15 protein-coding genes are annotated in these 12,951 nt (G+C 35.5%); 5 read left to right on the forward strand and 10 right to left on the reverse strand.

What is annotated here, in order from left to right:
* The first annotated feature begins 217 nt into the window (after positions 1–217).
* Entirely contained in the window at positions 218–511 is a 294-nt protein-coding gene (locus J6836_RS08815; RefSeq protein WP_219249454.1) for a DUF5339 family protein, read from the forward strand.
* Between the two features lie 53 nt (positions 512–564).
* Here J6836_RS08815 and J6836_RS08820 read toward each other — a convergent pair whose 3' ends face one another.
* The 8 genes from J6836_RS08820 to J6836_RS08855 form a co-directional block, all read right to left on the reverse strand.
* Positions 565–1,002: a universal stress protein gene (locus J6836_RS08820; protein WP_219248595.1), complete on the reverse strand. Its 438-nt coding sequence runs from the start codon at positions 1,000–1,002 to the stop codon at positions 565–567.
* Positions 1,003–1,172: 170 nt separating this feature from the next.
* Positions 1,173–1,508: a hypothetical protein gene (locus J6836_RS08825; RefSeq protein WP_219248597.1), complete on the reverse strand. Its 336-nt coding sequence runs from the start codon at positions 1,506–1,508 to the stop codon at positions 1,173–1,175.
* A gap of 127 nt (positions 1,509–1,635) precedes the next feature.
* Positions 1,636–2,064 carry a universal stress protein gene (locus J6836_RS08830; protein WP_219248599.1) on the reverse strand — a complete coding sequence of 143 codons (429 nt, stop codon included), beginning with the start codon at positions 2,062–2,064 and terminating at the stop codon, positions 1,636–1,638.
* A 117-nt stretch (positions 2,065–2,181) separates the two neighbouring features.
* Entirely contained in the window at positions 2,182–2,619 is a 438-nt protein-coding gene (locus J6836_RS08835) for a VOC family protein (RefSeq protein WP_219248601.1), read from the reverse strand.
* Between the two features lie 84 nt (positions 2,620–2,703).
* Complete coding sequence (locus J6836_RS08840) at positions 2,704–3,627, reverse strand: Gfo/Idh/MocA family protein (protein WP_219248603.1); 924 nt, start codon at positions 3,625–3,627, stop codon at positions 2,704–2,706.
* A gap of 335 nt (positions 3,628–3,962) precedes the next feature.
* Positions 3,963–4,742 (reverse strand): YaeF family permuted papain-like enzyme, encoded by a 780-nt coding sequence (locus J6836_RS08845; RefSeq protein WP_219248605.1) that lies wholly within the window; start codon positions 4,740–4,742, stop codon positions 3,963–3,965.
* A 226-nt stretch (positions 4,743–4,968) separates the two neighbouring features.
* A complete protein-coding gene (gene sra, locus J6836_RS08850) occupies positions 4,969–5,157 on the reverse strand; it encodes a stationary-phase-induced ribosome-associated protein (RefSeq protein WP_219248607.1) in 189 nt (62 codons plus the stop codon).
* Positions 5,158–5,366: 209 nt separating this feature from the next.
* Positions 5,367–5,780 carry a hypothetical protein gene (locus J6836_RS08855; RefSeq protein ID WP_219248610.1) on the reverse strand — a complete coding sequence of 138 codons (414 nt, stop codon included), beginning with the start codon at positions 5,778–5,780 and terminating at the stop codon, positions 5,367–5,369.
* A 330-nt stretch (positions 5,781–6,110) separates the two neighbouring features.
* On the opposite strand from J6836_RS08855, the gene J6836_RS08860 reads away from it, so the two are divergent.
* From J6836_RS08860 to ttcA, 4 genes are all read left to right on the forward strand, one after another.
* The gene (locus J6836_RS08860) at positions 6,111–6,806 is read left to right on the forward strand and encodes an aspartate/glutamate racemase family protein (RefSeq protein WP_219248612.1); all 696 of its coding nucleotides are present in this window, start codon (positions 6,111–6,113) and stop codon (positions 6,804–6,806) included.
* A 314-nt stretch (positions 6,807–7,120) separates the two neighbouring features.
* Positions 7,121–7,357 carry a helix-turn-helix domain-containing protein gene (locus J6836_RS08865; protein ID WP_219248614.1) on the forward strand — a complete coding sequence of 79 codons (237 nt, stop codon included), beginning with the start codon at positions 7,121–7,123 and terminating at the stop codon, positions 7,355–7,357.
* 203 nt (positions 7,358–7,560) lie between these two features.
* Complete coding sequence (gene catA, locus J6836_RS08870; RefSeq protein WP_219248616.1) at positions 7,561–8,202, forward strand: type A chloramphenicol O-acetyltransferase; 642 nt, start codon at positions 7,561–7,563, stop codon at positions 8,200–8,202.
* A 518-nt stretch (positions 8,203–8,720) separates the two neighbouring features.
* Complete coding sequence (gene ttcA / locus J6836_RS08875; RefSeq protein ID WP_219248618.1) at positions 8,721–9,635, forward strand: tRNA 2-thiocytidine(32) synthetase TtcA; 915 nt, start codon at positions 8,721–8,723, stop codon at positions 9,633–9,635.
* A 261-nt stretch (positions 9,636–9,896) separates the two neighbouring features.
* On the opposite strand, the gene zntB is transcribed toward ttcA, so the two are convergent.
* Together zntB and J6836_RS08885 are read right to left on the reverse strand one after the other, a co-directional pair.
* Positions 9,897–10,880 (reverse strand): zinc transporter ZntB, encoded by a 984-nt coding sequence (zntB, locus tag J6836_RS08880; protein ID WP_219248620.1) that lies wholly within the window; start codon positions 10,878–10,880, stop codon positions 9,897–9,899.
* 380 nt (positions 10,881–11,260) lie between these two features.
* A complete protein-coding gene (locus J6836_RS08885; RefSeq protein WP_219248622.1) occupies positions 11,261–12,883 on the reverse strand; it encodes a peptide ABC transporter substrate-binding protein in 1,623 nt (540 codons plus the stop codon).
* Between the last annotated feature and the right edge of the window lie 68 nt (positions 12,884–12,951).

Below are 12,951 nucleotides of genomic sequence, written 5' to 3' on the forward strand. Positions count from 1 at the left end.
AAAGTGTACTTGATTGTACATTTTACACTTAAGAGCAGTCAAGAATGATTATCATTTGTATTTTGCAAAATATGCTATTCAACCGTTTGTTGCGCAGGAATAATCTCAATATGACTAAAATTATTATCGCTTAAAACATTAATAAAGGTTGAATGGTGCGTTTTTTAATATGGAATGTTATCCTGATTATATTGTGACTTTTGAAAGCGAAAATATGATGAAAAAAATTCTTCCGATTGCATGTGGGTTATTTGTGGCCGCTGTTACCTTTAATGCGAATGCAGGTGCAACGTGTGATTCCTACTTTAAAGAAATGAATGAACTTGTTAAACAAGCTGAAGAACAATATAAAGATGAAGCCAACGCGGGAGAGCAAATTGCGTTGATGAAGTCCCAATTAGAAGAGGCAAAAAAAGCCTTAGCTAGCTACCCAGATGATGCCCAAGAGCAAGCTTGTAGCCAAGCGTTACAAGCAATTGAACAAGCCAAAGAAGCGGTTAAAACAAAATAAACTGACCTTCTATACATTCAAAAAAACAGCCTGTAACCAGGCTGTTTTTTATTCTATCGTACAACAAGTACCGATATTTTTGCATAAGAAACAATACCAGATGCGTTCGAACCTAATAAATGCGTTGAAATACTCGGATTACGAGACCCTATTACAATTAAATCTGCACCGATATTCTTAGCTTCGGACAATACTTTATCTCTAGGTGGGCCAATTTCGACTTTATATGAGATCTTATCAGAGGGATAATCAATTTTTTCAATAATCGCTTTGAGCTGCTCTTCTGAGTGTTCAATCGCTTTTTTCGCAAAAGAAGACAATATATCATAGTGATAGCTATAACTTACTGAAAATCTTGAAATATCAGGAGCTGAATGAAATAAGTGAATTGTTGCATTCGAAATTTTCGCCAAATAAACGGCATGTTTTAATGCATTATCTGTTAATACATCTTCAGATATATCCACGGGAACCAAAATTTTTTTATACATATGATGCCCCTCATTGATTGTATTTAACCTACTTATCAAATCGCATTTTTGTTCATTTTCACAATTTGATTGCTAGGTATTGCGGGTGAATAATTATCATTAAGCAGTTAAAAGTATAGTATTGCTACACTTAAAAAGCTGTGAAGCTTCCTGCTTTTACTGCAAAAAGTTTATTCCTCTAAATGCCATTTGTGCAAAATACGATGAATAAATGGGGTCACAAGCAACCCAATACTGATAATAAAGACGCTTTGCAAAAATAATCCATAAATCGCAATAAAAAAACGACCACCCTGTGTTATCGGTGCAGGTTCAATAGCTTGCCCACTCAACATTGAAAGTGCATTTAACATTGATTCCATAATGGAGTGCCCTTCAATAAAATAAAAACCGATAATACCTGGCAATAATCCAAGGAAAAAAACCAAAAGAGCGAGTAAATAAAAACGTATTACTCTGAGAATAAAATGCTCAATACGCAGTAATTCTTTCGAAAATTTTTCCATATAAACCTAGCGGAACCTTATTATTAGCTAAATTGATCAAATATAAAATTAAACGCCGTTACCTCTATAACTTAATCAATATAAATAAAAAAGAACCTACAACACTTGTAGGCTCCTTTTCTATTTATTAACGAACAACAAGTACTGATGTTTCAGCGTAGCGGACAATACCCGCTGCTGTTGAGCCTAACAGATGAGTGGTAATGTTAGGGCGGCGAGAACCAACCACAATAATATCGGCACTAATGTCTTTGGCAGTATTATTGACTTCATCACGTGGCGAGCCAAAGGTAATGGTATAACTGACATCTTCATGAGGTAAGTCAATTGTATCCATCAACATTTTCATGTCTTCTTCCGCTTTTACCGTCGCACGATCTTTTATTTCCATGTAACCCAAAGCATAAGCATTAATAATGGCGGAAGAAATAGGTAAAACATGAATTAAATGAACTTTAGCGCCAGATTCTTTTGCAAGGCTAACCGCATAATGAACGGCGCTGCTGGTTAACTCTTCTTCTGTTAGATCAACAGGGACTAGAATCATTTTGTACATAACCCCTCCTAAGAAATAGTCGTTAAAATTAAGTTCTACAACAAAATTATAAACAATTACTCATAAATGTCTCTTATTCTAAAAGATAAATGAGATCTCCAGCGACAAATTCAAACACTATTCCCTTAACCATGGTGTGACCGTTAAACCCACTAGCATTCCTTCTGGGCTTAATAAGCGAGTCACCGTTTGCCCCCATGGTTCCATCTGGTTATTTACCAGCAATTCATAACCCTGTTCTTGACAAGTTTGGGTCACTTTTTCAATATCTGAAACCTCAAACTCCATCCAACTTTGCGGAATAGGAGTATCTGCAGGCCATTGATCTTTGTTAAAACACGATTGCGCGGCTTGAGTTAGCGGCCAAAGTGCAAAATGTTTAACACCATCAAGATGTTCTGGCTCGCAAATTAAATATTGGCTACCATTTTCTATCGGTTTTAATGGCAGTCCTAAAACATCTAGATAAAAATGCTGGCTTTTTTCGAAATCAGCCACTATTGGGCCAAATCCAGCAATAAACAATACATCCGAGCTATCTTGTAAATCTAACATGATGTGACCTCAATAATGTATTTTCGAATCAATTAACCATAGCGAATAAAATCCCCGCCTTTAACGCACGCAACTTTGTGTAATTCAGCCATTTTGTAACTGTAACAGCATAGATTCAACCATTCGTTGAGCAATTATGCCCTGCTCTGCACTAATGACAGGTGGCGTCTGGTTTGCTACTGAGTTGATAAAATGACGTACAGCCCCATCAAAACCACGTTGTACCAAAATAGAATCCCAGCTGCTAGGTTGTTTTTCACTGATCCCTGCGGCGGTTTCACTACGCCAATGATTCATATTAGTGATTTGGTGCAGCGCATCTTCAGCGACAGCAATAATTTGTTCTTGTTGGCTACCGGCTTTACGGTGCATTGAGGTTGTTAGCCAGCAACTACCTGCCTGTAAATGATGTTCTGCGTATAATAATTCACCATTATTGGTTTGTAGAATATTTCCACTTTTCAAAACAGCCTCAAAACCCCCGAGCCAAAGAACTGTATCAACCACATGTAAGTAATCATCATACAATGTGTATGCTGTATCTTTAGGCCCAACACTATGAGTGCGGTGTTTGTCCATACGAATAGAAGCAAAACGTTGTGTATTTTGTTTTAGCGCTGCATAGAAAGGGGAAAACCGGCGATTAAAGCCAACCATTAAGGTTCTTCGCTGTTTATGTGCTAATTCAATCAATTGCTCAGATTGCGCAATCTGTTCAGTCAGCGGTTTATCTACATAAACATGAACATTAGCCTGTAATAAGCGTTGTATCACCTCAAAGTGGCTCGAAGTCGCACTGTGAACAAAGATAGCATCACATTGAGCGGCAAGTGCATCAATGCTGTTGAATAAGGGAAATCGATAACTATCGCAAATGACTTTTGCTTTTGCTTGATTTGGCGAGAATGCACCAACGAGTTGCCAATTCTCTTCTTTGGTTAAAATAGGCAAATAGGCTTTTTGCGCAATTCCTCCTAGACCTATAACTCCAATCTTTAATTTACCCATCTTAATTTCGCCCTTAAGTGATTTATCTAGACGGGAATAATCTCATTATTATGATTTTTTAAAAAATTTTTTTGTCAAAAAATTCGAGAAGGTAGCAAACAAAAACATAATGCATTGTTTTATTTGAAATAAAATGCAATTCGGTCACGAAAAAGCCATTAGTAGCAATACAAAAAAAGGGGTTGATTTATTAAATGAGAATGGTTATCTTTTACCTCGTGAATACTTGAGTAAATTACTCAGGTTTGTCACAAACGACATTGCTCACATTGCTTCCAGTTTAGCAGGCCAACTTAATTGTTGGCCTTTTTTTTTATTGATTTTTCAGTATGTTGTTATTGTTTACGTATTGCACTACTAAAGCTCCATGATTTTAAATGGCCGACATAAACTAAGCGCTGAGTCGGTATAAATGTCGGTACATCACCTGTGCGCATATGCAATATATCCGCAGGGGTTATCCAGGATGAGTTTCCCTCAAATAGTGGAATACCTGCATATTTATAAGCATCGAGGACAAACTGCGAACAAAAGAAACCATTCGCTTGGTCTACATCATCACCTAATTGAACTGTAGCAAGTGTTTTAAGACAGAAATTACGTATTGTTTCCCCGATTAATGGCAGTTCACACACCCTTTTAGTTATCATCCAAGGCGCAATCATAACAATGCCTTTATAGTTATATTTATTGCCATCATTACTGATTGAAAACTCACGTAACTTATCCGCATGAAGCGAAGTTAACCCTGCCTGCCTCAATACCACCATGTTATTTGAATCTTTAACCGCTTGCTGCAATGTAATGATCCTAACACCACTACCTACTGACTCGGCAACCTCCCCATTCCCTAAATAGATAGAGGCATGGCTTACGCCACTGATACTAAACAAACGAATTCCCCAAGAATTCAATCCTGTAGCGGATGATAGTAGAACATCGCCAGGTAACATATCTGATACCGCTAACGGTTCTATAGTATCTTTAATCGGTACAGTATTTGCATGTTGAATACTAAATTTTAAACGATTGGTTTCTTCATCAGATTTGAGTTGAGTTGAGCACCCTGAAAGGAAAAAACAAAATACAAACCAAAGCAAAAATTGAGACTTCATTCGAAAGCATCCAATATTCTATTCTACATTTTTAGTTGAATACTAATGTTATCGTTTAAAATTATTTATGACTATCACTTATTTTTGAAGAAACTAAAATTGAAAGTGGCGATCACAAAATGTGATCAAAATATCTTGAGGAAGGATAAAGAGGATGGAAATTTAATTTACAGTTCTCAGTCATATTTAACCCTCTAGAAAGCTCTAGAGGGCTACATACACGCAGTTAACTCACAACATATTCAGGGTAAAACACTGTAACTGAATGGTATGTTTTCTTTTCTGTCGCTTTATTTTTTTGAACTGCGACAGTTTTATTATCTTGTGAACCTATTGATACACGAATATCTTTTCTAGAACGACTTTGCTTATAAGGCATTCCTAATAAACGACGTGCACTATTATTACTAACCATTATCGACTCCTTATACTAGTCAATTTAAATTCATTAATTTCATGAATATCAAAAATATAGTCATCGTTGACCACAAGGGCATTTTTTTGTTTCACATCAAATATAAAACAAAATGTAACTTTACTAGTATAGCACCTATCTGATGTTATTTAAGGTAATTAAATTTATTAGTTTCACCTTGAAACAAAATATAATAATGATATCTGCGATTACTCTAATGGGGATGCAGGACTAGAACACTTTTCATTCCAAATTTGATTAACTTGTTCTGGTAATAGAATTTCATGGCCACCGTCAACAAAAGGGATAGAAATATCCAGTCGTGACTCATCATCATGGCTATATACTTTTACAATAAAGCGCTTATATCCGTCTGGTTTATCAGCTTTGTAACGGAAGACTTCACCACAAACATAACCAACCTTACCATTATCCGCAGTGTAGCGAGAAAAATGGTATTCAATATTTTTAAATTTTGCAGCTTGTGGGTAAGCAAGAACATCATTTACATTTTTTTTAACTTGCTCAACCAAACTTATCTGTGTTGGCTTCATGTACAATGCGCCGAGCAAAAATGCAGCGCCAAAAATAAGTATCGCGATGATCACTTTAAAAAAATTCATTCTATTTTCGCCATTAATTGTAGATATAATGTATATTCATTCATGATAATAGCTGTATATTGCTTAAAATCCATCATTAAAAACGTAAATAACATATACTTTGTTAGTTAAATATATAATTTTACTTCTATACCCACTAATGACCATACATTTATTAATGTTAAATTCATAAATAAACACTTCCTAACCTAAATATTCAAATAAAACCAACTAATAACTTACACCTTTATAACTTTAGCTATTCATTCATTTATACTCTTATCTTGTGCTTATATAAGCGTTGTCAGTATAGTGAGGGCTTCAGCTAAATCATTTACTCGGAGTCTTCAAATGAAAACAATCGGCTTAATTGGTGGAATGAGTTGGGAATCCACATTACTTTATTACCAACAAATAAACGAATCAATCAAGCAAAATTTGGGTGGTCTACATTCCGCTAAAATTTCGCTCTATAGCGTTGATTTTGCTGAAATTGAACACTATCAAGCTCATGACCAGTGGGATCTTGCAGCTCAGTGTTTAGCAGATGCAGGAAAGCGCTTAAAACTTGCTGGAGCAGACTTTCTCGTCCTATGTACTAATACAATGCATAAGGTTGCTAATGAAATTGAAACTCACGCACAACTTCCATTACTACATATCGCCGATGCCACTGGTGAACGTATTATTCAAGCTGGATTAAAAAAAATTGGTTTATTGGGTACTGCATTTACCATGGAGCAATCTTTTTATAAAGATAGATTAGTGGAACAATATGGATTAGATGTACTGATACCAAATAGTGACGATAGAAAAATTATCCATGACATTATTTATAATGAATTGTGCCTAGGGAAAATCCACAATTCATCCCAAAAAGAATACCAACGAATTATGGCATCACTTGTTCAACAAGGTGCTGAAGGTATCATTTTAGGATGTACTGAAATCACACTACTGGTTGGCTCCAATGATACAACTGTAAAAGTTTTTGATACCACTGCCATTCATGCAGAAAAAGCAGTCGAACTTGCATTATCGATATAATATAAAAATGTGAAGATACTATCTTTAAATAAAAAAAATCAAGGTAGTATCTGATATTTTTCATTTTTTTTCATAAACCCTGCCAAATATCCAAGTCTAACTTTAGAATAAAAAACTATATTTATATATTTTAACTTCATTAAATGATTAAAATCAAAATCTTTTAAAAACTAATCTATGATTTTTTATTACTTACAAAGGTTTATACCTTTATTATCAATTTTTCCCGTCTATTTGATTTACAGATTTATTCCTATTGAATATTCATTTTTATCCATGATAATCGGATGAAATTTAACTTTAGAAAAATCATTATGACAAATAAAAAATCGGGTAATATTGCTTTAGGGCATTTCATTAAGAAAAAACGCTTAGAATGCCAAATAACACCTCAAGAAATGGCGAAAAAGGTCTCTATAACTGAAACTACTTATCTGAAGTATGAAGATGGCTCATTATCAATATTTATTGACCATCTTGTTTTGTTTTCTAAAATATTTAACATTGATTTAAACTTATTATTTAACATTTACCTAAACTCAGAAAGGTAAAACTAAACCACATTAATTAAAACGCAAGATTCGCGTCAAAAATGCTCTTTTTATAACGTAACTAATATTATTCTCGACAATATTCATGGGATTATTAATATAAGATTATCCATGACTATCGCGAGGCAATTTATGTTGTTTTCAAAAGCAGAAAAATACCCCTTCTAATAACGTTATTTTTTTATTATTAGAAGGGGAAAACAATGAGTTACATTCGGTTTAACGTTGAAAAATGGCAACGAAAAGAACACTACCATCTTTATAGTGAACACGTAAACTGTGGGTTCAGCCTAACAGCCAAAATTGACATAACATCGTTAGTCAATTTTATATCACTACGTGACTATCGCTTTTATCCTACGATGATTTACTTACTTTCTTCGTTGGTGAATAGACACGATGAATTTAAATTATCGAAAAAAGATGGTGAGCTTATTTTATGGGAAAAAGTACACCCGAGTTTTACTATTTTCCATAATCAAACGGAGACGTTCTCATCTTTGTGGTGCGAGTATTCCGATAACATCCAGACTTTTATGGGGAATTATCATCATCAGTTAACACTACATAAAGATGATGCCAAACTAACGCCTCAACCAAACCAGGCAGAAAATATTTTTTATATTTCTTCATTGCCTTGGGTTTCATTTGAAAGTTTTAATTTGAATATTGCCAATACCGCTAGCAATTTCACGCCTATTTTTACAATGGGAAAATTCTATCGTGAAGGTGACAAAATACTCTTACCTCTTTCAGTTCAAGTCCATCATGCTGTTTGTGATGGGTTTCATGTAGGTCGTTTTGTGAATGAATTACAGACGTTATGTAATGAATTAGCGGATTAATTGAACTATTTTAATAGCGCTATTCAATCATACTGACAAGTAAGGGAAGCAATATGCTTCCCCTTTTTAGACGGTACTTGCAGACAATCATTTTATCTATAGCTAGTTGAATAGAAACCAACTAATGTAAAATAAATCCCCGACCGCCCCACTCTGAAAAGCATAATCGACCGGGGTAACAACCATTTTTATCGTATTTGCGAGTGTCAACGCAATAAGATCTACAGGGTTCGTTGCTGGCATATCTCCTCCATTTTATTTCAGCTTAAATGCCAACTCCAATTTATTCAATCAGATAAACACGATATATAACCCTTTCGCTAAATGAGTTTCGTATGTTCCAGATGTCTTTTTACTAACAAGTATCACTCCTACCCTCGATTCTGTTATTATGAACCTCTTTTCACAGATTTTTGCTAATAGCGATTTATAAACAAACAATAAAAATATTAATTAAGCTTTATAAAACCATTATCTATCAGCAACATAAATGACAACCCGCAATAGAATCTTATAGAATGACAACCAATAAAGAGCAGTACAACTTAAATAAATTGCAAAAACGAATTCGCCGTGATGTTGGGCAAGCTATTGCTGACTTCAATATGATTGAAGATGGTGACCGCATTATGGTCTGCTTATCTGGTGGGAAAGACAGCTATACTTTACTTTCCATTTTGCAAAGCTTACAAAAAAGCGCACCAATCCAGTTTTCGTTAATCGCCGTTAACCTTGACCAAAAACAGCCTGGTTTTCCTGAACATATTCTGCCGGCTTATCTCGATAATTTAGGCGTTGAATATAAAATTGTTGAAGAAAATACTTACGGTATTGTGAAAGACAAAATTCCTGAAGGAAAGACAACTTGTTCTTTATGCTCACGTTTACGTCGCGGTATTCTATACCGTACAGCAACGGAGTTAGGCGCAACAAAAATTGCGTTAGGCCATCATCGTGATGATATTTTACAAACCATGTTTTTAAATATGTTTTATGGCGGTAAATTAAAAGGCATGCCACCAAAACTGATGAGTGATGATGGAAAGCATATTGTTATCCGCCCTCTAGCTTATTGTCGTGAAAAAGATATTGAACGTTTTGCGCAAGCAAAAGAATTTCCAATAATTCCTTGCAATCTGTGTGGTTCACAGCCGAATTTACAACGCCAAGTGATTAAAGAAATGCTACGTGATTGGGATAAGCGCTATCCAGGCAGAATTGAAACTATGTTCCGTGCAACACAAAATGTTGTTCCTTCTCATTTATGTGACACTGAACTTTTTGATTTCAAAAATATTTCTCATGGTGATGACGTCATTGGTGGTGGTGATTTAGCTTTTGATAGAGAAGAGATGCCAACGCAACCATTCATTGATGAAGATGATGCTCCCGATTTTACTGCGCAGCGCTTAGATATTGTCGAAGTGAAATAAACGTTTAAATAACCTCCTGACTGGAGGTTATTTTTTGCTATCAGATTTTAAGCAAAAAAAAAGCCGATGTAAATTACATCGGCATTACAGTGGTCAATTATTCTGTATAAGAACTCAATATGAGAAAAACTACAATTATGGAGCACAACGTTCATCGCTCAACGTTGCATTCACCTGCGGGAGTAATAGTGCCCTAAAACTCCATTAGTTTTATTGATTTATCTCAAACTAGGTCTGGTTATACAAAATAAGTCATCGAATTTAGAGCCAGCGGCTTTTTCGTAGCCACCACAGTACCGTTCCGATTAATACTGCAAGTAATACACAAAATACACTAAAGGCAAAACGAAATTCATTGCCAGGGATCCCGCCTAAGTTGACACCAAATAATCCTGTCAAAAAAGTAGTCGGTAAAAAAATCATCGCCATTAACGACATCGTATAAATACGGCGATTCATCATTTCAGTCATCATATTAGTGATTTCATCAGAAATAATTGCGGTACGCGCAATAAAGCCATCTAAATCTTCAATGCAACGGCCTAATCTGTCCGAAACTTCCTGAATCCTACGACGGTCAATGTCATCCAACCAAAGTAATTTTTCTGTGGTTAAACGGGATAACATATCTCTTTGGGGTGCCATGTAACGGCGAACAACAATTATCTGCTTACGTAATAAAGCTAGTTCACCACGTTCAGGAATTTCGCCATTTAATATGACATCTTCAATTTCAATTAAGCGCTCATGCAAAGAGTCAGTGAAATCACTAATTTCATCTGTAATCGAATCAGCCACTTCAACAAGCCAGTCGCCTGTACTTTGCGCTCCGACACCTTCTTTCAGATCATCAATAACAGTGTCTAATGAATTCACTTTACGGTGACGGCTTGAAATAATAATACGGTTATTAATGAATACACGAAATGCGACAAGTTGCTCTGGACGTTGTCCTGCATTGGTATTTAAAGTTTGTAGTGTCAATAAAATACCATCACCAACTCGAATCAACCGCCAGCGCCCTGATTGCCCTGATAACGCTGATTTAACTTGGTCATTAAATAACTCAGACTGTTGGATCCAATTAAAACTTTGCGGGTCTTTATAATCAAAATGAAACCAAAATGGAGATTGTTGTGTTGCACTCGCATTAACGTCAATCGGGAGTAACCCCCCGTCTCCATTTAATTGAAATGCATGTACTGGATTTGAGTTTTCAAATAACGAACCATAAACCAACGCCATGCAATATCTCCCTTTTATAAATAATAAGTTATTTTTAATAGAATAGAGGAAATATTGCAATGATTTCAACGAAATGTTTGATCATACGCTTTACGTATCTATTCATAGTTATTCGCAGCTAACTAATGAGATCAATAAGATACAAAAAAATAATCCAATAAGCTTTAATAAAAACAGATAGCCATTTTTGTTAAAAAACATCACTAATTTGACACAAACGAGCAATAAACTTACTTATAAATTTTTTATCATAAAAAGGTAGTGTTTATTCCTTTTTGGTCCTCCTTCCCATTCTCCAGTGGAAGGAGTTTTTTTCAATATCCACAATAAAAAACGGCCTATACACAGTACAGACCGCAAGTTATATCGAATACTTTCACTTAATGCTTAATAATGTAGAAACTATGGCTATACGCTACATCTTCTGGGTTTTCAATTGGATAGCCTTTAAGCCAAGGTTTAATTAATCGTGCATTGGTATATTGGTAAATAGGCGCAATTGGCGCTTCTTTTGCCAAAATAGCCTCTGCACTATTGTAATAACGATTTCGCAATTGTGCATTTGTTTCAATACTTGCAGATGCCATAACTTGGTCATATTGCTGGCTATTAAACTTCGGAATATTGCCACTATGTTGTGATGTTAACAGTGATAAAAATGTTGAAGGCTCATTAAAATCACCAATCCAAGATGCACGAATAACATCAAAATCCCCTGTATTGCGGCTATCGATGTATGTTTTCCATTCTTGGTTCACTAACTTAACATTCACACCTAATTTTTTCTTCCACATTGATGCAATAGCGATAGCAATTTTTTGGTGATTTTCTGAACTGTTATATAATAAGGTAAGCTCTAATGGGTGATTTGGCCCAAAACCTGCTTCTTGTAATAATGTTTTCGCTTGTTGATCTAATTCTTTTTGTGAATAGCTGTTATAAAGCCCTTTTTCAGGTTTAAAGCCATCTGTCACATCAGGAGTGAAGTAATAAGCAGGTTTTTCACCAGTGCCTAATACTTTACTGGCAATTAATTGGCGATCAATTGCCATCGATAATGCCTTTCTCACCCTCACATCGTTCGTTGGCGCACGTTGCGTATTAAATGCGTAGTAATAGGTTCCTAATTGGTCTGGTGTGAAAACCTCATTAGGAATATCTTGCAATAACTTTTGATAGCGCTGTTTCGGGAAGGATTCAGTAATGTCTAAATCCCCAGCTAAATAACGGTTTGTCGCATGAGATTCTTGGTTAATAGGAATAAATGTGACTTGAGTAATCACTGTATTTTTATGATCCCAATAATACGGGTTCGGTGTTAAAACAATTTTTTCATTCACAACACGGTCAGCTAACGTAAAAGCGCCATTTCCAACTAAATTCCCTACTTTTATCCAATCCGCTCCTAATTTTTCTATCGTTCCACGATGAACTGGATACAAACTAAAATTTGCAGCTAAAGAGGGAAAATATGGCACGGGTTTATTCAATGTTATTTTTAATGTGTGTTCATCAACCGCTTCCACACCTAATTGCTCCACGGGCAACTTGCCATCAATAATATCTTGCGCATTATTAATTCCGGCAAGTGCAGCAAACCATGCAAACGGTGATGTATTTGCAGGTGCAACCAAACGCTGCCAACTATAAACAAAGTCACTTGCGGTGACAGGCTCTCCATTGGACCAACGTGCATCTGGCCTAAGTGTAAATGTCCAAACACGGTTATCTACGGTATCCCATTTGAGCGCAACGCCAGGAACAGGTTTTCCATGGCTATCTTGATTCACTAAGCCTTCGAATAAATCACGCATGACTTGTGCTTCGGTCAACCCGACTGATTTAATGGGATCTAATGACGCTGGCTCATCTTTCAAATGCCGAGTTACTGTTTGATTTTCGGCTAAAATAACCCCAGCAGGAATAATTGCACTAATAGCTGGTGTAGCAAGAAAAAATGAAGTGAATAATATAGCTAAAGGAGAGAATGAAGGTTTATGCATGTTATTTTCTATCTTGTTAATATAAACGAAATCAGCTAAATATCTAGCGACACAGTATTGAAAAAAGA

The organism is Providencia sp. R33 (assembly GCF_019343475.1).
Taxonomy (GTDB): domain Bacteria; phylum Pseudomonadota; class Gammaproteobacteria; order Enterobacterales; family Enterobacteriaceae; genus Providencia.